This is a genomic window from Paraburkholderia sp. BR13444 (assembly GCF_040948755.1).
GTDB lineage: Bacteria > Pseudomonadota > Gammaproteobacteria > Burkholderiales > Burkholderiaceae > Paraburkholderia > Paraburkholderia youngii.
The window spans coordinates 29,720-51,060 of record NZ_JBFPKM010000020.1 but is presented as its reverse complement, the minus strand read 5'-3'; the positions used below and the strand labels follow the sequence as shown (position 1 = coordinate 51,060).

Below are 21,341 nucleotides of genomic sequence, written 5' to 3'. Positions count from 1 at the left end.
GAGACCGCGGATTTTCCGTAGAGTTCGAAGTTTTTTTCGATTTGCCGGCAAACCGGTCGGGCGGCTCGTTCCGACCGCCAGCCGGGCTCTGTGGCCGCAACACCCGGCCGGCCCGGCGGCGCTTTCTCTCCTTTTGACCTGCGCTTATTGCGTCGCGTGCTGGGCGGTGGCCCGCAGGTAGATCTCGACGCGACGGTTCGCCGCACGACCGGCTTCGGTGTTGTTGTCGGCGATCGGCTGGTTCGGGCCCATGCCGGTGGCCGACAGGCGCTGCGGCGCGATACCGCGTTGCGTCAGATAGCCGGTCACGCTCTGCGCGCGGTTGACCGACAGCGTCTGGTTGTATTGCAGCGAGCCGGTGTTGTCCGTATGGCCGACGACCGATGCAACGACTTCCGGATTCTGCTGCAGCGTCTGCGCGAGCTGGTCGAGTACCGGCGCGAACGTCGGCTTGATCGCGTAGCTGCTGGTGTCGAACGTGACCGAACTCGGGATGTTCAGCTTCAGCGAGCCGTCCGGCTGCTCGGTGATTTGCGTGCCGGTGCCCTTGGTCGCGCCCGACATGCGGTTGCGGATGTTGTCCCAGTTGTAGCCGGTGATGCCGCCCACCGCCGCGCCGGTGGCCGCGCCGATCGCCGCGCCCTTGCCGCCGCCGAAAATCGCGCCGAGCGCGGCGCCGGCACCGGCGCCCACGCCCGTGCCGACTGCTGTGTTGGTGCCCTGTTGGGTCGCGCAGCCTGCCACAAGTGAGCCTGCCACAGCGAATACGGCCACGCGAGTCATGATTCTTGCATTCATCTTGGTTTCCTTTCGGGTGCGAATAAACCAGCGGGTAGCGGTCAGTCTATGCAGCGAACATTACGGCAATTCAGCGACCACTCAGAAAGTTCAGGAACGATTTCTGCGCCTTGCTTCGCGCGGTCCGACAGCGAAGCAGGGTCTTCGGGCACCGTCTGCCGTCAGACACTACAATATGCCTGAACAAGCAGCGGTGCGACCCTACGGCGTCCCGCGTGCCCCGAAGGGTGCCCGGCACGTAAGATTTTCGCAATGCCGCATAACAATTTCTTGCAAATTCCGCCGCGTGGGCGATTCGTCCATCTCGCCGCGCCGCACCTCTTCCCCACGGAGTATCAATGAGTATCGATCGGGCTTTGGTCGACGCCGCCGTCGCGGCCGTCACAGACCCCAACACGGGCGCGCCGTACGCGGCCGCGAAGAGCATCCGCAACGTGGTTGTGGAGGGCGACGCGGTCAGCCTTCAGGTGATGCTCGGCTATCCGGCGAAAAGCCAGTTCGACGCGATCCGCCAGCAGTTCGCCGACGCGTTGCGAGCGGTGCCCGGCGTCGCGAACGTACGCGTCGAGGTAGCCCAGCAGATCGCCGCGCACACCGTGCAGCGCGGCGTGAAGCTGCTGCCCGGTGTGAAGAACATCGTCGCGGTTGCCTCGGGCAAGGGTGGCGTCGGCAAGAGCACGACCGCCGTGAATCTCGCGCTCGCGCTGGCGAGCGAGGGCGCGTCGGTCGGCATTCTCGACGCCGACATCTACGGCCCGTCGCTGCCCACCATGCTCGGCATCGAGGGCCGCCCCGAATCGCCCGACGACAAATCGATGAACCCGATGACGGGCCACGGCGTGCAGGCCAACTCGATAGGCTTCCTGATCGAGGCGGACAACCCGATGGTATGGCGCGGCCCGATGGCGACCTCGGCGCTCGAACAGCTGCTGCGCCAGACCAACTGGCACGAACTCGACTACCTGATCGTCGACATGCCGCCCGGCACCGGCGACATCCAGCTGACGCTCGCGCAGCGCGTGCCGGTCACGGGCGCCGTAATCGTCACGACGCCGCAGGACATCGCGCTGCTCGACGCGAAGAAGGGCCTCAAGATGTTCGAAAAGGTCGGCATCCCGATCCTCGGCATCGTCGAGAACATGGGTCTGCACATCTGCTCGAACTGCGGCCACGAGGAGCACATCTTCGGCGCCGGTGGCGCCGAGCGCATGAGCAAGGAGTATGGCGTCGACGTGCTCGGCAGCCTGCCGCTCGACATCACGATCCGCGAACAGGCCGACTCGGGCCATCCGACGGTCGCCGCGGACCCGAACGGGCGCATCGCGGAGATCTATCGCTCGATCGCGCGCAAGGTCGCGGTGCATATCGCCGAACGCGCGCGCGACATGAGCTCGAAGTTTCCGAACATCGTCGTGCAGAACACCTGAGCGGCCGTTCGGGCAAGGGATTAGGGGCGATCTCGATCCCTATTTTCACGAGCTCTCGCGGTATCATGTCGACTTCACGAGTTCGGCTCGGCGGCCGCAGGGGCGGCCGCCAGGCCGACAAGAGGATCGCATGGGAAAACGAATCGACGGGCACGCGGTACATGCGTTCATCGTTCTGACTGCCGGCTGCGTGCTGTTGAGCGGCTGTGGCGTCTTCCTGAGACCACAGGAAAAGCGCGCCGACGCGCAATTGCTGCCCACCGTGGGCAATCAGGCCCACGGCCTCGTGACCTTCATCGAGCGCTCGGACGGCGTCCAGGTCACCTACAATCTCACCGGCTTGCCGCCCAATAGCGACCACGCGCTGCAGGTGCACGAGCGCGGCGACTGCAACGCCGCCGACGGCTCCAGCGCCGGTCCGGTATTTTCACCGGCCGCCGAACGGCTCAAGGCCGGCGCGCGCGTCGAGGGCGATCTGGGCAATATCCATGCGGACGCGAACGGCGTGGCCACCGGCTTCATCGTCGCGCCGGACGTGTCGCTCGACGGCATCCGCTCGGTGCTGCAGCGCGCGGTTTTGCTGCACCGCGACGCGACCGATCCCTACGCGTACCCTCAGCATGGCGCTGGCACGGCCATCGCCTGCGGCGTGATTCGCCAGCAGTGAACGGCGAGCGCGCTTTCGCCGCCAGGCCACCGCTCGGTGGCGCACATGACGCCATCGGCGGCAGCGATTCCGTGATCGCGTAAAATAAGCGGCCTTCGCCGGCTGAGCGCCGCAGCGCCGCCGGCAGTTTTCATCTATCTTTTCGTCACACCTGACATTCACGTCGAGCAGCGTTCACCTATGACCATCAAATCTGACAAGTGGATCCGGCGCATGGCCGAGTCGCACAAGATGATCGAGCCGTTTGCGCCCGATCAGGTTCGCGTCTCACAAGACGGCCGGAAGATTGTCAGCTACGGCACCTCGAGCTACGGCTACGACATCCGCTGCGCCGACGAATTCAAGATCTTCACCAACATCAACTCGACGATCGTCGATCCGAAGAACTTCGACGAGAAATCTTTCGTCGATTTCAAGGGCGACGTCTGCATCATCCCGCCGAACTCGTTCGCGCTCGCGCGCACGGTCGAGTACTTCCGCATTCCGCGCAGCGTGCTGACCGTGTGTCTCGGCAAGTCGACGTACGCGCGCTGCGGGATCATCGTCAACGTGACGCCGTTCGAGCCGGAATGGGAAGGGCACGTCACGCTCGAGTTCTCGAATACGACACCTTTGCCTGCGAAAATCTACGCGAACGAAGGCGTCGCCCAGGTGCTGTTTTTCGAAAGCGACGAGATTTGTGAAACGTCGTACGCGGATCGCGGCGGCAAGTATCAAGGTCAGCACGGCGTCACGTTGCCGAAGACCTGACGTCGGCAGCGTCTGAACCCACCAGTTATTCGGGTGACCGCTGCGCTTTCTAGGTAACGCAGCGGTCGTTTTCTTTTTGGAGAATCGCCCATGAAGTTCCGTTTCCCCGTCGTCATCATCGACGAAGATTTCCGCTCCGAGAACATCTCGGGTTCCGGCATCCGGGCTTTGGCCGAAGCCATCGAGAAAGAAGGCGCGGAAGTGCTCGGGTTGACGAGCTACGGCGATCTGACCTCGTTCGCGCAGCAGTCGAGCCGCGCGTCGTGCTTCATCCTCTCGATCGACGACGACGAACTGCTGCCGTACGTCGACAACGTGGTCGTCGAAGGCGAGACACCCGAGCTCGCGGCCGCGATCGTCGCGCTGCGCGCGTTCGTGACCGAAGTGCGCCGTCGCAATGCCGATATCCCGATTTTCCTGTACGGGGAGACGCGCACCTCGCGCCATCTGCCGAACGACATCCTGCGCGAACTGCACGGCTTCATCCACATGTTCGAGGACACGCCGGAGTTCGTCGCACGCCATATCATCCGCGAGGCGAAGGTGTACCTGGATTCGCTCGCGCCGCCGTTCTTCAAGGAACTGGTGCAGTACGCGGAAGAGGGTTCGTACTCGTGGCACTGCCCGGGCCACTCGGGCGGCGTCGCGTTCCTGAAGAGCCCGCTCGGCCAGATGTTCCACCAGTTCTTCGGCGAGAACATGCTGCGCGCCGACGTCTGCAACGCGGTCGACGAACTCGGCCAGCTGCTCGACCACACCGGTCCAGTCGCGGCCTCGGAGCGCAACGCCGCGCGCATCTTCAGCGCCGACCACGTGTTCTTCGTGACCAACGGCACGTCGACGTCGAACAAGATCGTCTGGCACGGCACGGTTGCGCCGGGCGACATCGTGCTGGTCGACCGCAACTGCCACAAGTCGATCCTGCACGCGATCACGATGACCGGCGCGATTCCGGTGTTCCTGACGCCGACCCGCAACAACTTCGGCATCATCGGCCCGATCCCGCGCAGCGAGTTCGAACCGGAGAACATCCGCAAGAAGATCGAGGCGAATCCGTTCGCGCGCGAAGCGCTCGCGAAGAACCCGAACCTGAAGCCGCGCATCCTGACGATCACGCAAAGCACGTACGACGGCGTGGTCTACAACGTCGAGATGATCAAGGAGATGTTGGGCGAATGGCTCGACACGCTGCACTTCGACGAAGCGTGGCTGCCGCACGCTGAATTCCACGAGTTCTACCAGGACATGCACGCGATCGGCGCGGGCCGTCCGCGCATCGGCGCGATGGTGTATGCGACGCACTCCACGCACAAGCTGCTCGCCGGCATCTCGCAGGCGTCGCAGATCGTCGTGCAGGATTCGAAGAACAGCCGCTTCGACAAGCATCGCTTCAACGAGGCGTATCTGATGCATACGTCGACGAGCCCGCAGTACGCGATCATCGCTTCGTGCGACGTCGCCGCGGCGATGATGGAAGCGCCCGGCGGCACCGCGCTAGTGGAGGAATCGATCGCCGAAGCGCTCGACTTCCGCCGCGCGATGACCAAGGTCGACACCGAATACGGCGACGACTGGTTCTTCAAGGTGTGGGGCCCGGACCAGTTCGCCGAGGAAGGCATCGGCTCGCGCGAAGACTGGATGCTGCGTCCGGACGACGCGTGGCACGGCTTCGGCCCGCTCGCCGAAGGCTTCAACATGCTCGACCCGATCAAGGCGACGATCGTCACGCCCGGTCTCAACATGGACGGCGGCTTCGACGACACCGGCATTCCGGCGGCGATCGTCACGAAGTACCTGGCCGAGCACGGCATCATCGTCGAGAAGACGGGCCTGTACTCGTTCTTCATCATGTTCACGATCGGCATCACGAAGGGCCGCTGGAACTCGATGGTGACCGAGCTGCAGCAGTTCAAGGACGACTACGACACCAACCAGCCGCTGTGGCGCGTGCTGCCCGAGTTCGTCGCGCATCATCCGATGTACGAGCGTGTCGGCCTGCGCGATCTGTGCCAGCAGATCCACAGCGTGTATCGCGCGAACGACATCGCCCGTCTGACGACCGAGATGTACCTGTCGAGCATGGAGCCGGCGATGAAGCCGTCCGACGCATTCGCGAAGCTCGCGCACCGCGAGATCGACCGGGTACCGATCGACGAACTCGAAGGCCGCGTCACGTCGATCCTGTTGACGCCGTATCCGCCGGGCATCCCGCTGCTGATTCCGGGCGAGCGCTTCAACAAGACGATCGTCAACTATCTGCGTTTCGCGCGCGAGTTCAACGAGCGCTTCCCGGGCTTCCATACGGATATCCATGGGCTCGTCGGCGAAATGGTCAACGGGCGCATCGAATATTTCGTCGATTGCGTGCGCTTCTGACGATGGCGTGGGTGAAGTTGCTGACGGGCCTGCCCGCTATCGGGCCTTGGCGGCGCGGGGCCGGCGTGCTGAGCTTCGCGCTCACGGCCGGTACGCTGGTGCTCGTCGCCATCGCTAGTCCGGCGGCGCATGCCGAGGTGGCCGCCGCCGATCCGATCGATGCCGCGATGCGCACGTGTCTCGCGCGCGCCGACATGTCGACGACGATCGGGCAGGTGCAGTGCATGGACAATGCGCGCATCGGCTGGATGGCCGCGGTCGATAGCGCGTACCAGCAGTTGCTCGCGAAGGTGCCGCCCGCGCGGCGCAGGCTATGGGAAAAGAGCCAGTCGAGCTGGCTCGCGTCGCGCGATGCCGAGAAGCAGCTGCTCGCCGCGGTGTTCGCAACGACCCAGGGCTCGATGTACGTGCTTTCCGAAGCCGACATGCAACTGCAGCCGGTGCGCGACCGCGCGCTCGTGCTGCGCAGCGCGCTCGCCGATGCGAGCGGTCCGGCGCCGCGCCGGCCGCGCGCGTGCAACGCCGATGCGCGTTGCGAACACGCGATGTTCGATCTGAACCGCTACTACCGTGTGCTCGAAGCGAAGATGCCGGCGAAGTCGCGGCCGACGCTGGTGCACGCGCAACGCGCGTGGAATGCGTATCTGACGGCATCGACGCCGCTCGTCGACGAGCGCGGACGTATCGACATCATCGGCGCGCGCGTCGCGACGATCAAACGGCTCTCCGAAACGGCCGGCAACCACTGACGGCCGCCGAGCGGCGCGACCCGCCGCAGATTCAATCCCATTGAACCCCGTCTGCGCGCGGCTGCGGCGCCGCGAGCGCCGGCTCGCCGCGCAGATCGCGCATCGCATCCTCGATGATTGCGGACATCGTGTTGAGCGCGAGGTCGTTGTCGTCGGTGCCGAACGGTTCTTCGAGCTGCGACGCGATCGCTTCGTGCGCCATGAACGTGTACGCGACGAACACCGCGAACACCGGCGTGAAAATACCGATGCTGTTGACGAGCCCGAACGGCAGCGACGCGCAGAAGAAGTACACGGTGCGGTGGATCATCACCGAATACGCGAACGGCAACGGCGTCGAAGCGATGCGCTCGCAGCCGCCGATCACGTCCGATAGTCCGTTCAGATTGCGGTCGAACGCGAGCGCCGTGATCGGATCGAGAGTGCCCGCGCGCGCCGCGCGCTGCACCCATTCGCCGAGGCACAGCATCAGCGTGGCCGGCTTGTAGCGTGATCCCATCACACGTTCGAGCAGTGCGCCGGGCAGCCGCGCGGCAAGGTCGTCGCGCGGTTCGGTCTTGCGCAACTGGTGACGCAGCGCATGCGGGAGCGCGCTAAGAATCGCCAGGAACGCGGCGGCTTCTTCTTTGGGCAACTCGCGCGATGGCAACGTCAGCGCCTCGCGCGTCAGCGAGCGCGACTCGTTGAGCAATTGCCCCCACAGCTTGCGCGCTTCCCACCAGCGGTCGTAGCTCGCGTTGTTGCGAAAGGCGAGAAACACCGCGAGCGCAATGCCGACCAGCGAGAACGGCGCGATCGAGTTCAGGTTCAGGCTGACGGGCAGCAGATGATCGTGCGCGGCGAGCGCAATGATCGAGATGATGAAGATCAGAAAAAGCCGCGGCAGCAACTGCGGCAGCACCGAGCCGCGCCACGCGAGCAGCATGCGGAACCAGTGGAGATGCGGGCGAATGATCATGGACGCGCGGTTCGTCTGAAGCGATAGAGCGCTTATTATCGATCGCTTTTCGTGTCCCCCGAACAGAAAAACCCGCGGCGTACGCATCGGAGACGATGCACGCGCCGCGGGTTCGTCCGCCGCAAGCGAAGCGGACAGCGCTAAGTCAGCCTCAGTCGCGCGCCGACGAAGCCGCGCCGTGACTCAGCCAGTCGAGTACGGCCGTCGCGTCGTCGTCGGCGCCTTCGCGCGCTTTCTCGACGGTCTCGGCCACTTCATCGCTCGGCACCGCGCGGCGAATCGCCACGCCGACCGCCAGAATGTCGATCATCACGAGGTGCAGGATGCGCGAGATCATTGACAGTTGCGACTCGCGAATCTCGATGTGATCGGTTTCCAGCGCGACGGTCGCGCGCTTCGCGAGCGGCGTGTTGCTCGAGGTGATCGCGATCACCTGCGCGCCGGCCTGCATTGCGACGTCGAGCACGCGCAGCAGCTCGGGCGCGCGCCCCGACTTCGACACCGCGACGATCACGTCGCCCTTGCCGAGCAGCGCGGCCGAGGCCGCCTGCATGTACAGATCCCCGTACGCGATGGTCGGAATACCGAAGCGGAAGAACTTGTAGTGCGCATCTTGCGCGACGATGTTCGAGTTGCCGAGCCCGTAGAACTCGATGCGGCGCGCACCGTTCAGCAGGTCGATCGCGCGTTCCACGTGCTCGAAGTTCAGATGCTCGCGCAACTGCAGGATCGCCGACACGGTATTGTCGAGCACCTTCGCGCCGAAGTCGGTCGCGGTGTCGCCGAGATGCACCTGGCTATGGCTGACCGGAATCGTGCCGGTCAAACCGGTCGCGAGCTTGAGCTTGAAATCGGACAGCCCCTGGCAGCCGAGCGAGCGGCAGAAGCGGATCACGGTCGGCTGACTGACGTCGGCCTTGCGCGCGATGTCGACGATCGGATCGTTGATGATCGAACGCGGATGGTTCAGCGCGAGGTCGGCGACGCGGCGCTCGGCCGGCGTCAGCGCGTCGCGCATCTGGCGAATCCGCTCGAACACCGCCGACGAGCTGCCGCCCGCGCGGTTCGACAACTGCTCCGCGAGAATCGCCGATACGCCGAGGAACGCCGGGTATTCGGCGGTGATCACGTAGGTCGGCACGTTCTGCAGATACGCCTCGAAGCGGCCCTTCGCCTCGAAGCGCTGGCGAAACGACGAACGCGCGAACAACTCGCCGAGACGCGGCACGACACCGCCGCCGATATAGATGCCGCCGAGCGCGCCGAGCGTCACCGCGATATTGCCGGCGAAGGTGCCGAGGATGCCGCAGAACACGTCGACCGATTCGGCCGCGAGCGGCTCGCCTTCGTGCGCGCGCTTGACCACATCGGCCGGATTGACGCTGGCCGGCACGCGTTTCTTGTCGCGGCCCGCGAGCGCGCGATAGATCACCTCGAGGCCCGGACCCGCGGCCACCCGTTCGAACGACACGTGCGACCACTTCTTGCGCGCGTAGTGCAGCACGATCTCTTCGCGTTCGTCGGCGGGCGCGAAGGTGGCGTGGCCGCCTTCGCTGCCGAGCGCGATCCAGCGATCGTCGGCGGGGATGAGGCCCGACACGCCCATGCCGGTGCCGGGGCCGAGCAGGCCGATCACGCTGTTGGGCCGGCGCTGGCCGCCGCCCACCTGCACGCGCTGGGTGTCGGTGAGGCCCGGCAGCGCCATCGCGAGCGCGGTGAAGTCGTTGACGACGAGCAGCGTGTCGAAGCCGAGCGTGCGGCGCGTCGCTTCGATCGAAAAGGTCCAGTCGTGATTGGTCATGCTGACCTGGTCGCCGTCGACCGGGTTCGCAATCGCGATCGCCGCGTGATTGACGCGGCCGATCTTCGTGTCCTTCAGATACGTCTTGATGACGTCGGCGACGCTCGGATACTCGGCGCAAGGATAGACCTGCACCGAACCGATTTCGCCGGGGCCCGTCTCGAGCGCGAAACGCGCATTGGTACCGCCGATGTCGGCCAGCAGCCTCGGTCCATCGGCGTGCTGGGCCGCGCCCGGCACAGCTTTAGTTTGCACACCAGTAGACATCGAGTCTCACTCCCTTGTCGTTTGCCAGTTGCGAGATGGCATTTTTTTGTAGCGCAGCGGATGCGGCGTTGAGCACGTCCATCTTGCGCGGTCCTGCAATCAGCAGAAACAGATGCTTGACGTCCTTCAGCGCGGACAGCGACCAGCTCACGCGCGCGTGCGGCGCCGCGCCCGGATGCACCGCGACGAAACGCTCGGTCGTGGTGATCGCGTGATCCCATTCGGGCGCATCGGCGAAGATCGACGCGGTGTGGCCGTCTTCGCCCATGCCCAGCACCGCGACGTCGGGTGCCGTGGCGAAGCGCGCGTCCGCGTTCAGCGCGGCAACGTGCGAGTGCAGATCCTGGCTGATGTCGACGAGCGGCCAGAAGGTCGCGTGTTGCGCGGCGTTCTGCAGCAACGTGGCGCGCACGAGCTGCGCATTGCTCGCGCCATCGGTCTCCGGCACCCAGCGGTCGTCGACCAGCGTGATCGCGATGCGGGGCCAGTCGAACGTCTGCGTAGACAACGTTTGCAGAAACGGACGCGGGCTGCTGCCGCCGGACACGGCCAGCATGGCCGGGCGCGCGAGCGGGGTTGACGTCCCGGTGCCGGCCGCCTGTGCGGCAAGCGACGCATGTAATGCGTCGCCCACCGCTTTCGCCAGCGCGTCGGATTGGGCGCGCTGGTCGTCGAAAGCGTGAAGCTCGATCACTTCTCCTCCGTGCTGCATTCTTGTTGGATCTGCGGAATCAGCCTGACTGCTGTCGCGCGATGCCTGCATGGCGGGGTGGCCCGCAGATGCCTGACGCGATACCGGCGCGACTCCGTTCAGTTCGTCGGTGGTGTCGCCGGCGCCGCGCGCCGAAATGTTCATCGCGCGCGGCGCCGTCTGTCAATTCATCAAACTCAATTCTCTTCTTCGAGCCAGCAGGTCCCGTGCTGGGCGAGCATCGCGCTCGCCGCGGCCGGTCCCCACGTGCCGGCCGCGTACGGCTTGGGCGGCTTGGTCGAAGCCTTCCATTCGTTCAGGATCGGCTCGACCCAGCGCCATGCGGCTTCCTGTTCGTCGCGCCGCACGAACAGCGCGAGGCGCCCGTTAATCACGTCGAGCAGCAGCCGCTGATACGCCTCCATCTGGCCTTCGCGGAAGAACCGGTCGAACGCGAGATCGAGGTACACGCTCGCGAGGTTCATACCCTCGCCGGGCTGCTTCGCGAGACAGTACAGACGAATCGTCTCGTTCGGCTGCAGACGGATCACGAGGCGGTTCGCGCCCGCGCGCAGCGCCGACGCGCCAAGCGCCGAATGCGGCACCGCACGGAAATTCACGACGATCTCGGCGACGCGATCGGCGAGCCGCTTGCCGGTACGCAGGAAAAACGGCACGCCGGCCCAGCGCCAGTTCTCGATCTCGACCTTCAGCGCGACGAAGGTCTCGGTCGAGCTGTCCGGCTTCACGCCATGCTCGGTCGCGTAGGCCGGCACCGTGTTGCCGCGGATCACGCCCGAATGATACTGGCCGCGCACCGCGACCTTGCCGATTTCCTGCGAATCGACCGGTTTTAGCGCGCGCAGCACGCGCAGCTTCTCGTCGCGAACCGAGTCGGAATCCATCGAGTGGGGCGGCTCCATCGCGACGATCGACAGCAGCTGCAGCAGGTGGTTCTGCACCATGTCGCGCAGCGCGCCGGTATTGTCGTAGAAATCGCCACGCGCTTCGACGCCGAGTTCCTCGGCGATCGTGATCTGGATGCTCTCGACCCACTCGCGGCGCCACAGCGGCTCGAACAGCGCATTGCCGAAGCGCAGCGCGAGCAGGTTCTGCACCGGCTCCTTGCCGAGGTAATGATCGATCCGGTAGATCTGCTCTTCCGCGAAGATTTCGCCGACCGCGTCGTTGATTGCGTTCGACGACTTCAGGTCGTAGCCGAGCGGCTTCTCGAGCACGATGCGCGCGTTGTTATTCAGACCCACCGCGGCGAGCGCATGGCAGATCGGCACGAACAGCGACGGACCGGTCGCCAGATAGAACACGCGGATGCCGGGCATATCCTGGATCGCGTCGCGCAGTTGCGCGAAGTCATCCGGATTGCCGAGATCGATCTTCACGAACTCGATGCGCGCGAGGAAGCTCGTCCACGCGGCTTCGTCGAGGCCGTTTTTCGACACGTGCGGCTTGACGTGCCCGTCGACCCACTGCAGGTACTCGCCGCGATCCGCGATGTGCCGCGCGACCGCGACGATCTTGCCGTTATCGGCGAGCATGCCGCCCGCGCGGTGCGCCTCGAACAGCGCGGGCAGGATCTTGCGCATCGACAGGTCGCCGGTGCCGCCGAAGAGAACGAAGGTAAAGCTTGAGTCGGTATGCATGAGTCTCCGTCGATGTCCTGAACGGCCGCCGCGCTGATCGGACACTGCACGTGCAGCGACCTGGAAGAGCGACCGTAGTCCAATAAAATATTTTTTGACACTGAATTGTAGTTTAACTACAATCCAAATCAAGAGGTAGCGTTAATTCGAAGAAAAAAGCGTGCGCTGTGCAGACGAATTGCACGCTTTTTGCGAATCGGCGGGCGTCCCCGGCATGCTAACGGACAATGGGGCAACGCTTTCCGGTACGCGCCAGCAGGGTGCCGGCGGACCTTACGGAAAGCCGGGGAGTCGACGGGCTTGCGGGTCGTTTCCGTGGCCGACGTCAGGCTGGCGTCGGATTGGTGTATGAGGTACCTCGAGTCTGCCGCGCGATGCGGGCAGGCAAAAATCAAAAGAGGAGACAGTCAGTTGCATCCCGAACCACTCACCTCTTGAGCGTCTAGCGGCCGGACATCGGTCCGCCGGCACATGCCTTGGCGCATGCTCCCGACCGTGCTCGATCGCCCAGTTTTTGCCTGTTTGAACCAACCACAGCACCCTGGCGACATCAGGGGCCATTCGTTTTTTTGTTCAGGTGTCTGGAGGAGATAAGCAATGAAATTTCGCGCGATCATGGGCGCTCTGTGCGCTGCGGGTCTGATGTGTGGCGTGTCGGCCGTGCAGGCCGCCGAGTCGATCGAAGTGCTGCACTGGTGGACTTCGGGCGGCGAGTCCAGGGCCGTCGGCGTCCTCAAGGACGACATGACGAAGCAGGGCTACACGTGGAAGGACTTCGCGGTCGCAGGCGGCGCTGGCGCGGCTGCGATGACGGCACTGAAGACGCAGGTGATCTCGGGCAACGCGCCGAGCGCCGCGCAGATCAAGGGTCCGCTGATCCAGGACTGGGCTTCGCAGGGCGTGCTGGTGCCGATCGACTCGGTCGCGGGCGACTGGAAGAAGAACCTGCCGCCGCAAGTCGACAAGATCATGCAAGCGGACGGCCACTATGTCGGCGCGCCGTTCTCGGTGCATCGCGTGAACTGGCTGTACATCAACAAGGCAGCACTGGACAAGGCAGGCGGCAAGGTGCCGACCACGTGGCCTGAGTTCTTCGCGGTGGCCGACAAGATGAAGGCCGCGGGCATCCAGCCGATCGCGATGGGTGGCCAGCCGTGGCAAGACCTGACGCTGTGGGAAGACGTCGTGCTGTCGGAAGGCGCGGACTTCTACAAGAAGGCGCTCGTCGACCTCGACGAGAAGACCCTGACCTCGGAAAAGATGGTTCAGGTGTTCGACACGGTCCGCAAGATCCAGGGCTACTTCGACGCCGGCCGCACGGGCCGTGACTGGAACCTCGCCACGGCGATGGTCATCAACGGCAAGGCCGGCATGCAGTTCATGGGCGACTGGGCGAAGGGCGAGTTCACCAACGCCGGCAAGAAGTCGGGCACGGACTACATCTGCGCGGTGGTGCCGCAAACGGACAAGGCCTACACGTTCAACGTCGACTCGTTCGTGTTCTTCCAGCAGAAGGGCCAGAAGGCCGCGACGCCGGGCCAGCTCTCCCTCGCGAAGACGATCATGTCGCCGGAGTTCCAGGAGCAGTTCAGCCTGTACAAGGGTTCGATCCCGGTGCGTCTCGGCGTGCCGATGGACAAGTTCGACGACTGCGCGAAGAAGTCGTACGCGGATGAGCAGATCGCGATCAAGGCCGGCGGTTATGTGCCGTCGCTCGCTCACGGCATGGCTCAGCCGGATGCCGCGGCAGGCGCGATCTCCGACGTCGTCACGAAGTTCATGAACTCGCAGCAAGATTCGAAGACCGCGGTTCAGGCTCTCGCGAAGGCAGCGAAGACCAAGTAAGCGCAAGTACGAAGCGTTGCGCCCGGCCGCTTGCATCCGAAGCGCTGGGCGCGCTCTTCGGGCCGTGTCGGGTCGGACCTCATCTGCTTTGATTCGCAGTGCGGTCCGGCACAACGCGGCTCACCCGGGTTTCATGGAGTCACACCCAGGCCGTCGCGGTCCCGCGCCATTCGCGCACGGGCAGCCCGGCGGTACAGTTTCAGCAGGAGTCGAGTAGTGACTGCTTCCATCAGCGGGAACGGGAAAACGGCCACCGTCGCCCGCCGCACGTCGCCCATGGCGGCCCTTGCCGATCGCTATATTCCGAAGCTGGTGCTCGCACCCAGCGTCGTGATTAGCCTCATCTTCGTGTATGGCTTTATCGCAATTACCGGCTATCTGTCGCTGTCTACTTCGCGACTGATGCCTCGTTGGGAGTTCGCGGGTCTCGACCGCTATCGCGAGCTGTTCCAGAACGACGTGTTCTGGACTTCGGCCGAGAACCTCGGCTGGTTCGGCATTCCGTTCATCGGTATCTGCATCGGTCTGGGTCTGTTGCTCGCGATCCTGCTCGATCAGCAGATCCGCAACGAAGGCGCGCTGCGCGCCGTGTTCCTGTATCCGATGGCGCTGTCGTTCATCGTGACCGGCACCGCGTGGCAATGGATTCTGTCGCCGGGCATCGGCATCGAGAAGGTGTTTCACGACTGGGGCTGGACGAGCTTCGAGTTCAACTGGCTCGGCGACCCGGACCGGGCGATCTTCTGTATCGTGATCGCGGCGGTCTGGCAATCCACCGGCTTCGTGATGGCGCTGTTCCTCGCCGGTTTGCGCGGCGTCGACAGTGAAATCTTCAAGGCCGCGCAGATGGACGGCGCGGGCCTGCCGACCATCTACCGCAAGATCGTGATTCCGAGCATGCGGCCGGTGTTCTTCTCCGTGCTGCTGATTCTTTGCCACATCACCATCAAGACGTTCGACCTGGTCGTCGCGCTGACCGCCGGCGGTCCGGGCACGTCGTCGTCGCTGCCGGCCATCTTCATGTACACGTTTTCGTTCAATCGCGGGCAGCTCGGCGTCGGCGCGGCCTCGTCGATCATGATGCTCGCCACCGTGGTGGCCGTGCTCGTGCCGCTGATGTATCTGGAATCGAGGAGCACCCGCAATGCAACCTAAGATGGCGATGAGCCGTGCCGTCATTTACGCGGCCCTGCTTCTGTTCGCGCTGTACTTCCTGTTTCCGCTGTACGTAATGCTGTCGACGTCGTTCAAGGACATCGATCAGCTGCGCACCGGCAACCTGCTGACGCCGCCGACGAGCTGGACCTTCGCGCCGTGGATCAAGGCGTGGAGCGGCGCATGCACGGGCGTGCGTTGCGACGGCATGCAGCCGTTCTTCATGAACTCGGTGCGCATGGTGATTCCGGCCGTGCTGATCTCGTCGATCATCGGCGCGTTCAACGGCTACGTGCTCACGCACTGGCGTTTCCGCGGCGCCGATCCGATCTTCACGATGCTGCTGGTCGGCTGCTTCATCCCGTTCCAGGCGATCCTGCTGCCGATGGCGCGCCTCGAAGGTATCCTCGGCCTGTCGAACACGGTGAGCGGTCTGGTGCTCGTGCACGTGATCTACGGTATCGCGTTCACCACGATGTTCTTCCGCAACTTCTACGTGAGCGTGCCGGCTGAACTCGTGAAGGCGGCGCGTATCGACGGTGCGGGTTTCTTCACGATCTTCACGAAGATTCTGCTGCCGGTGTCGCTGCCGATCTTCATGGTGTGCCTGATCTGGCAATTCACGCAGATCTGGAACGACTTCCTGTTCGGTATCGTGTTCTCCGGCGTCGACTCGATGCCGATCACCGTGGCGCTGAACAATCTCGTGAACACCTCGACCGGCGTGAAGGAATACAACGTGGACATGGCCGGCGCGATCATCGCGGCGCTGCCCACGCTGCTCGTCTACATCATCGCCGGACGTTACTTCGTGCGCGGCCTGACCGCGGGCGCGGTGAAGGGCTAACCAGCTCGACCCCGGGGGCGTGCCCCCGAGAGCGCGGCGGCGCTTCGGCCAATCAGCGTGACTGATCGGGCGCCGCCGTCAGACAGACGTTTTCAGGCAGTACCAGAGACAAGAGGATTCACAGCATGGCAAGCCTTTCCATCCGTGACGTGTACAAGACCTACCCGAACGGGGTGCCGGTTCTGAAGGGTGTCAACATCGACATCGAAGACGGCCAGTTCCTGATTCTGGTCGGCGGCTCGGGCTGCGGTAAGTCGACGCTGCTCAACATGATTGCCGGTCTCGAAACCGTGACCAAGGGCGAGATCCAGATCGACGGCAAGACCGTCAACAACCTGTCGCCGAAAGATCGCGACATCGCGATGGTGTTCCAGTCGTACGCGCTGTATCCGTCGATGACGGTGCGCGACAACATCTCGTTCGGCCTGAACATCCGCAAGGTGCCGAAGCAGGAGCAGACGCAGATCGTCGAGCGCGTGTCTAACACGCTGCAGATCAAGCATCTGCTCGACCGCAAGCCGGGCCAGCTGTCGGGCGGCCAGCGTCAGCGTGTCGCAATGGGCCGCGCACTGGCGCGCGATCCGGTGATGTTCCTGTTCGACGAGCCGCTGTCGAACCTCGACGCGAAGCTGCGTATCGAAATGCGCTCGGAAATCAAGCTGCTGCATCAGCGCCTCGGTACGACGATCGTCTACGTGACGCACGACCAGATCGAAGCGATGACGCTCGGCGACCGCATCGCGGTGATGAAGGACGGCATCGTGCAGCAGTTCGGCGCGCCGCAGGAAATCTACGACTCGCCCTCGAACCTGTTCGTCGCGGGCTTCATCGGCGCACCGCCGATGAACTTCATCGAAGGCAGGCTGGTCGAGCAGGGCTCGGGCGTCGGCATCGAACTCGATACGGGCATCGCGCGCAAGGTGCTGGTGCTGCCGTTCGATTCGGCGAAGGTGCGCTCGCACGTCGGCAACAACGTGATTCTCGGTCTGCGTCCGGAGCGCATCACCGATGCGCGCAGCGCGCACGGCGACGACTCGAAGCTGCAGCCGGTCGAAGTGAAGGTCGACGTGATCGAGCCGACCGGTCCGGACACGCTGGTGTTCGCGCAGGTCAACGGCAAGCGCATCGTGAGCCGCGTGCACCCGGCGTCGAACCCGCAACCGGAGAAGAACGCGACGCTGCTGTTCGATACGTCGAAGGCGGTGTTGTTCGATCCCGCGAATGAAGAGCGCATTGCGTAAGCGGTCGCATACGCGCTAGAGACGTCGCTTCAGAAGAGCCCCATGCGTTCAGTTGCGCGTGGGGCTTTTGCTTTTTTTGCAGCCGTCATGCCGACTCTGGCAAACGCAAATCCGGATTGCTGCGCGCGAGCTCGCCGACCCAATCGATGAACGCGCGCAGCCGCGAACTCAGATTGCGGCGGTGCGCATACAGGATCGACAGCGGCGTGCCGGGGCTCGTGTAGTTGCCGAGAATCTCCGTGAGCGCGCCTTGCTCGATCAGCTCGGCGACCATGAAGCGCGACGGCTGGATGATGCCGTGGCCCAGCACGCCCGCGGTGATGTAGACGGAGCCGTCGTTGACGGCGAGCGTGCTGTCCATCGCGATGCGCTCGATTTCGCCGTCGACTTCGAATTCGAACGGGAAGGTACGGCCGCTGCGCGCGGACACGTAGTTGACCGCGCGATGCTCGCCGAGCTCGGCCAGCGTGGTCGGCGTGCCGAACTTCTGCAGATATGCGGGCGACGCGCATGTGACGATGCGCGCAAGCCCGATGCGCTTCGCGACGAGGCTCGACTCTTCGAGCGTGCCCATGCGAATCACGCAATCGACGCCGTCCTGGATCAGATCGATGTTGCGATCCGCGAGACCGAGACGCACGTCGATCGCGGGGTATTGTTCGTAGAAGTCGTCGAGCGCGGGCAGCAGCAGCGAGCGCGCGAGCGTGCCGGACGTGTCGACGCGGATCGTGCCGGCCGGATTCTCACGCTTGTTCGATAGCGACGACTCGGCATCGGCGACGTCGGCGAGAATGCGCACGCAGCGCTCGTAGAACGACGCGCCGTCTTCGGTCACGCTGACCTGACGCGTCGAGCGGTTCAGGAGCCGCACGCCGACGTGTTCCTCGAGCGCCTGGATCGTGCGGCTGACCTTCGCGCGTGGCAGATCGAGCGATTCCGAGACCTTGGTGAAGCTGTTCGCTTCGACCACGCGCGTGAAGATCTCCATCGCTTCGAAACGGTCCATGGTGTGCCTTGTGGGTGGTGAGCCAAAAGAAGGGCGGGGCAGGCTTGCGACACGACAGGAAGTCTACAGCCACGAAATCAGGTTGTCTGCCGTGCCCCGTTCGCGCGAATCTGCCACCGCCGCTCGCGGCTCAATCCCGGTCTGGCGCACCGAGCGGAAATAGCGGCCGATACGGTCGCGCCTCGTCGACCGCGCGGGCGAACGACGGCCGCGCGAGCAGCCGCTGCCGGTACGCGCGCACGTGCGCGAACGCGGGGTCGATCGGATGCGTCCAGTCGGCGTAGAACAGAGACGGGGCGGCGCCGCAGTCGGCGAGGCTGAAGCTGTCGCCGGCGGCCCATTCGCGCTCGGCCATGTGGCGGTTGAGCCAGGCATAAGCGGTGTCGAGCATCGCGCGTGCATCGGCGACGCCACGCGCGTCGCGCTCGGCTTCGGGACGCAGGCTATCGAACACGACCTTTTGCTGCGGCGTCGAAATGTAGTTGTCGAAGAAGCGGTCCAACATGCGCACCTCGAGCGCGGCGCGCGGATCGGCCGGCAACAACGCGACAGGCCCCGGATACTGCAGGCCCAGATATTCGATGATGATGGTCGCCTCGACCACCGTGCGTCCGCCGTCGACGAGCACCGGGAAGCGCTTGATCGGCCACAGCGCGGCGAATTCGGCCATGATCTGCGGGTCGTCGTACGCGAGCACGCGCATCTCGAACGGCGTGCCGTTTTCGTACAACGCGGTCAAGGCCTTCTGGCAGTACGACGAGAACGGATGGGCATAAAGCTTCAGGGGCATCGCGATCACCTTTGAAGGTTGCACAGCACGAATCCACGGTGGCGACGAGAGCCACCGCGCGACGGCCAGGCTGGCCGTTTACCCCACGACGAACGACGGCCGAAAAAATCGACCTCAGACCTTCAGGTTTGTCCCGTGCGGCGGCAACGATCCCGGCTGCAACAGCACGACCACCGCGCCGGCGCCGCCGTCATGCGGGCGCGCCTGACAGAACGCGATCACTTCGGCTTTCTGCACGAGCCACGCGCGCACTTTGCCTTTCAGCACCGGTTCCTTGCCGATCGACCCCAAACCCTTGCCGTGAATCACGCGCAGGCAGCGCAGGCCGCGCTTGACCGATTCGCGAATGAATTCCGCGAGCGCTTCGCGTGCTTCCTCGCGCCGCATGCCGTGCAGGTCGATCTGCGCCTGCACGATCCAGTCGCCGCGCCGCAGCTTGCGCACGACGTCGCGGCTCACGCCGGGGCGGCAATACGACAGCGTTTCGTCGGTTTCGAGCAGCACTTCGGGGTCGAACTCATCGGAAATCGCTTCGTGCAGCACCGCTTCCTCATCGAGCAGCGTCTGCACCGGCAGCGGCGGCGGGGGATTGCGCGTGAGCGTCGCACGTGGCGGAATCGCGAGCGGCGCGACTTCGCCGATCTCGCGGCGGAACAGATCGGCGTCGGCGGCCGCTTCGCGCTGCGCCGCTCGCGCCGCCGCCTGTTCGCGCTCGCGCCGCTCGGCGTCACCCTTCAACGCTTCACGCAACGCACCGAGTCCGGCGAGCCCGGACGCGCGATCGAGCTTCGGCGCAACGGCGGGCGCGGCTGTAGCGGGTGCGGGGCGCGGGGCGGCTTGCGGGCGTTTCGGTTCGTTCGGATGGGGCTGATTCTTCGGCATGTCGGCAATACAGGCGGAGAGGTCGGTGGGTGGTGCGAAGCTGAGGCGGCAAAAACGACAAAGGCCGCCGGCATTGCAGCCGCGGCCTTCGTGAGCCAATGACGGCAGCGCTGCGCGCTACCGTCATTTTACTGTCGCGACCATTGTCGCGACATCGTGTCGCCGTATGGCGCCGCGGATCAGCGGATCACCGGTCCGCTTCCGCGCTCATCGCGTGCTCGCCGGCCATCTCGTTGATGGTCTCGAGATAGCGCTGTGCATCGAGCGCGGCCATACAGCCGGTGCCCGCGCTCGTGATCGCCTGGCGATAGATATGGTCCTGCACGTCGCCGGCGGCGAACACACCCGGCACGCTCGTCGCGGTCGCGAAACCGTTCAGGCCGCCCTTGGTGATGATGTAGCCGTTCTTCATCTCGAGCTGGCCTTCGAAGATGTCCGTGTTCGGCTTGTGGCCGATCGCGACGAACAGGCCCTGCAGCGCGATGTCGGTGGTCTCGCCAGTCTGCGTGTGCTTGATGCGCAGGCCGGTGACGCCGGAGGCGTCGCCGGTTACTTCTTCGAGCACATGGTTCCACTTGATCTCGACGACGCCTTCCTTCTCTTTCGCGAGCAGACGGTCGATCAGGATCGGCTCGGCGCGGAACTTGTCACGGCGATGGATCACGGTGACCTTCTTCGCGATGCCGGCGAGGTACAGCGCCTCTTCGACGGCCGTATTGCCGCCGCCGATCACGGCGACGTGCTGCTGCTTATAGAAGAAGCCGTCGCAGGTGGCGCAGGCCGACACGCCCTTGCCCATGAACGCCTCTTCCGACGGCAGGCCGAGATATTGCGCCGATGCGCCCGTCGAGATGATCAGCGAGTCGCACGTGTATTCGCCCGAATCGCCGATCAGGCGAATCGGCTTCTCATCGAGCTTCGCCGTGTGGATGTGGTCGAAGATGATCTCGGTGTTGAAGCGCTCGGCGTGCTCGAGGAAGCGCGCCATCAGTTCCGGGCCTTGCACGCCGTTGGCGTCGGCGGGCCAGTTTTCGACGTCGGTCGTGGTCATCAGCTGGCCGCCTTGCGCGAGGCCGGTGACGAGTACCGGCGCGAGGTTGGCGCGCGCCGCGTAAACCGCCGCCGTGTAGCCGGCGGGGCCGGAACCGAGAATCAGAACCTTGGCGTGTTTCGTTGCAGTTGCGGGCATGATCGAATCCTTGTACGGCGCGCGGCTCGCCATGGCGTAGCCGTGCGTTTTTGAACTGAAACTGTAGATGGGTATCAGACCGGCATTATAAAGGGCGGGGCCTACGGCTGCGCCATCAAGCTTTCTGATCGCCGCGATAGCGTGGCGGCGTGGGCGCGCGGTGCGAGCACGCGGCGCGATACGACGAATTCAGTGCGCGTCGCTCATCCATTTGTGGTCAAACCGCCAAGTTACCGTCATT

Annotated in this window: 18 protein-coding genes; 9 read left to right on the top strand and 9 right to left on the bottom strand. The window is 64.6% G+C overall.

The window, feature by feature from the left end:
- Window positions 1-144: 144 nt before the first annotated feature.
- Window positions 145-798 (bottom strand): OmpA family protein, encoded by a 654-nt coding sequence (locus tag AB3X95_RS34415; protein WP_176121160.1) that lies wholly within the window; start codon window positions 796-798, stop codon window positions 145-147.
- Between the two features lie 338 nt (window positions 799-1,136).
- On the opposite strand from AB3X95_RS34415, the gene apbC reads away from it, so the two are divergent.
- From apbC to AB3X95_RS34390, 5 genes are all read left to right on the top strand, one after another.
- Window positions 1,137-2,225 (top strand): iron-sulfur cluster carrier protein ApbC, encoded by a 1,089-nt coding sequence (gene apbC, locus AB3X95_RS34410; RefSeq protein ID WP_368623617.1) that lies wholly within the window; start codon window positions 1,137-1,139, stop codon window positions 2,223-2,225.
- 130 nt (window positions 2,226-2,355) lie between these two features.
- On the top strand, window positions 2,356-2,892 hold the full coding sequence (locus AB3X95_RS34405; RefSeq protein ID WP_176109298.1) for a superoxide dismutase family protein: 537 nt from the start codon (window positions 2,356-2,358) through the stop codon (window positions 2,890-2,892).
- 180 nt (window positions 2,893-3,072) lie between these two features.
- On the top strand, window positions 3,073-3,642 hold the full coding sequence (gene dcd / locus AB3X95_RS34400; RefSeq protein ID WP_013088723.1) for a dCTP deaminase: 570 nt from the start codon (window positions 3,073-3,075) through the stop codon (window positions 3,640-3,642).
- Window positions 3,643-3,732: 90 nt separating this feature from the next.
- Window positions 3,733-6,018: an arginine/lysine/ornithine decarboxylase gene (locus AB3X95_RS34395; RefSeq protein WP_176109296.1), complete on the top strand. Its 2,286-nt coding sequence runs from the start codon at window positions 3,733-3,735 to the stop codon at window positions 6,016-6,018.
- A 2-nt stretch (window positions 6,019-6,020) separates the two neighbouring features.
- On the top strand, window positions 6,021-6,767 hold the full coding sequence (locus tag AB3X95_RS34390; protein ID WP_176367053.1) for a lysozyme inhibitor LprI family protein: 747 nt from the start codon (window positions 6,021-6,023) through the stop codon (window positions 6,765-6,767).
- Between the two features lie 31 nt (window positions 6,768-6,798).
- On the opposite strand, the gene AB3X95_RS34385 is transcribed toward AB3X95_RS34390, so the two are convergent.
- The 4 genes from AB3X95_RS34385 to zwf form a co-directional block, all read right to left on the bottom strand.
- The gene (locus tag AB3X95_RS34385) at window positions 6,799-7,725 is read right to left on the bottom strand and encodes a bestrophin family protein (RefSeq protein ID WP_176121162.1); all 927 of its coding nucleotides are present in this window, start codon (window positions 7,723-7,725) and stop codon (window positions 6,799-6,801) included.
- 151 nt (window positions 7,726-7,876) lie between these two features.
- Entirely contained in the window at window positions 7,877-9,793 is a 1,917-nt protein-coding gene (locus AB3X95_RS34380; RefSeq protein ID WP_176121163.1) for a bifunctional transcriptional regulator/glucokinase, read from the bottom strand.
- Window positions 9,771-10,487, bottom strand: a complete 717-nt coding sequence (gene pgl, locus AB3X95_RS34375; RefSeq protein ID WP_176121343.1) for a 6-phosphogluconolactonase — start codon at window positions 10,485-10,487, stop codon at window positions 9,771-9,773. Before pgl ends, AB3X95_RS34380 begins: the two co-directional genes overlap by 23 nt.
- 194 nt (window positions 10,488-10,681) lie before the next feature.
- Window positions 10,682-12,145 (bottom strand): glucose-6-phosphate dehydrogenase, encoded by a 1,464-nt coding sequence (gene zwf / locus AB3X95_RS34370; RefSeq protein ID WP_176367018.1) that lies wholly within the window; start codon window positions 12,143-12,145, stop codon window positions 10,682-10,684.
- Window positions 12,146-12,742: 597 nt separating this feature from the next.
- Between zwf and AB3X95_RS34365 the strand changes: the two genes are divergently transcribed.
- From AB3X95_RS34365 to AB3X95_RS34350, 4 genes are all read left to right on the top strand, one after another.
- Complete coding sequence (locus tag AB3X95_RS34365; RefSeq protein ID WP_176109293.1) at window positions 12,743-13,990, top strand: ABC transporter substrate-binding protein; 1,248 nt, start codon at window positions 12,743-12,745, stop codon at window positions 13,988-13,990.
- Window positions 13,991-14,206: 216 nt separating this feature from the next.
- Window positions 14,207-15,145, top strand: a complete 939-nt coding sequence (locus AB3X95_RS34360; RefSeq protein ID WP_176121165.1) for a carbohydrate ABC transporter permease — start codon at window positions 14,207-14,209, stop codon at window positions 15,143-15,145.
- Window positions 15,135-15,992 (top strand): carbohydrate ABC transporter permease, encoded by an 858-nt coding sequence (locus AB3X95_RS34355; protein WP_368623616.1) that lies wholly within the window; start codon window positions 15,135-15,137, stop codon window positions 15,990-15,992. The genes AB3X95_RS34360 and AB3X95_RS34355 overlap by 11 nt, the downstream gene beginning before the upstream one ends.
- 125 nt (window positions 15,993-16,117) lie before the next feature.
- Window positions 16,118-17,233, top strand: a complete 1,116-nt coding sequence (locus AB3X95_RS34350) for an ABC transporter ATP-binding protein (protein WP_184227854.1) — start codon at window positions 16,118-16,120, stop codon at window positions 17,231-17,233.
- A gap of 85 nt (window positions 17,234-17,318) precedes the next feature.
- On the opposite strand, the gene AB3X95_RS34345 is transcribed toward AB3X95_RS34350, so the two are convergent.
- The 4 genes from AB3X95_RS34345 to trxB all read right to left on the bottom strand — a co-directional run bounded on the left by AB3X95_RS34345 (window position 17,319) and on the right by trxB (window position 21,100).
- Window positions 17,319-18,239 (bottom strand): LysR family transcriptional regulator, encoded by a 921-nt coding sequence (locus AB3X95_RS34345; protein ID WP_176121167.1) that lies wholly within the window; start codon window positions 18,237-18,239, stop codon window positions 17,319-17,321.
- Window positions 18,240-18,369: 130 nt separating this feature from the next.
- Complete coding sequence (locus tag AB3X95_RS34340; RefSeq protein WP_176121168.1) at window positions 18,370-19,029, bottom strand: glutathione S-transferase family protein; 660 nt, start codon at window positions 19,027-19,029, stop codon at window positions 18,370-18,372.
- A gap of 114 nt (window positions 19,030-19,143) precedes the next feature.
- Window positions 19,144-19,911, bottom strand: coding sequence for a Smr/MutS family protein (locus AB3X95_RS34335; protein ID WP_176121169.1), 768 nt, complete (start codon window positions 19,909-19,911; stop codon window positions 19,144-19,146).
- A gap of 187 nt (window positions 19,912-20,098) precedes the next feature.
- Window positions 20,099-21,100, bottom strand: coding sequence for a thioredoxin-disulfide reductase (gene trxB, locus AB3X95_RS34330; RefSeq protein ID WP_176109287.1), 1,002 nt, complete (start codon window positions 21,098-21,100; stop codon window positions 20,099-20,101).
- Window positions 21,101-21,341 lie beyond the last annotated feature (241 nt).

Bases quoted from the DNA above. Each gene is read 5' to 3' on its own strand.
- AB3X95_RS34415 (WP_176121160.1), bottom strand. From the start codon at position 798: ATGAATGCAAGAATCATGACTCGCGTGGCCGTATTCGCTGTGGCAGGC.
- apbC (WP_368623617.1), top strand. From the start codon at position 1,137: ATGAGTATCGATCGGGCTTTGGTCGACGCCGCCGTCGCGGCCGTCACA.
- AB3X95_RS34405 (WP_176109298.1), top strand. From the start codon at position 2,356: ATGGGAAAACGAATCGACGGGCACGCGGTACATGCGTTCATCGTTCTG.
- dcd (WP_013088723.1), top strand. From the start codon at position 3,073: ATGACCATCAAATCTGACAAGTGGATCCGGCGCATGGCCGAGTCGCAC.
- AB3X95_RS34395 (WP_176109296.1), top strand. From the start codon at position 3,733: ATGAAGTTCCGTTTCCCCGTCGTCATCATCGACGAAGATTTCCGCTCC.
- AB3X95_RS34390 (WP_176367053.1), top strand. From the start codon at position 6,021: ATGGCGTGGGTGAAGTTGCTGACGGGCCTGCCCGCTATCGGGCCTTGG.
- AB3X95_RS34385 (WP_176121162.1), bottom strand. From the start codon at position 7,725: ATGATCATTCGCCCGCATCTCCACTGGTTCCGCATGCTGCTCGCGTGG.
- AB3X95_RS34380 (WP_176121163.1), bottom strand. From the start codon at position 9,793: ATGTCTACTGGTGTGCAAACTAAAGCTGTGCCGGGCGCGGCCCAGCAC.
- zwf (WP_176367018.1), bottom strand. From the start codon at position 12,145: ATGCATACCGACTCAAGCTTTACCTTCGTTCTCTTCGGCGGCACCGGC.
- AB3X95_RS34365 (WP_176109293.1), top strand. From the start codon at position 12,743: ATGAAATTTCGCGCGATCATGGGCGCTCTGTGCGCTGCGGGTCTGATG.
- AB3X95_RS34355 (WP_368623616.1), top strand. From the start codon at position 15,135: ATGCAACCTAAGATGGCGATGAGCCGTGCCGTCATTTACGCGGCCCTG.
- AB3X95_RS34350 (WP_184227854.1), top strand. From the start codon at position 16,118: ATGGCAAGCCTTTCCATCCGTGACGTGTACAAGACCTACCCGAACGGG.
- AB3X95_RS34345 (WP_176121167.1), bottom strand. From the start codon at position 18,239: ATGGACCGTTTCGAAGCGATGGAGATCTTCACGCGCGTGGTCGAAGCG.
- AB3X95_RS34340 (WP_176121168.1), bottom strand. From the start codon at position 19,029: ATGCCCCTGAAGCTTTATGCCCATCCGTTCTCGTCGTACTGCCAGAAG.
- AB3X95_RS34335 (WP_176121169.1), bottom strand. From the start codon at position 19,911: ATGCCGAAGAATCAGCCCCATCCGAACGAACCGAAACGCCCGCAAGCC.
- trxB (WP_176109287.1), bottom strand. From the start codon at position 21,100: ATGCCCGCAACTGCAACGAAACACGCCAAGGTTCTGATTCTCGGTTCC.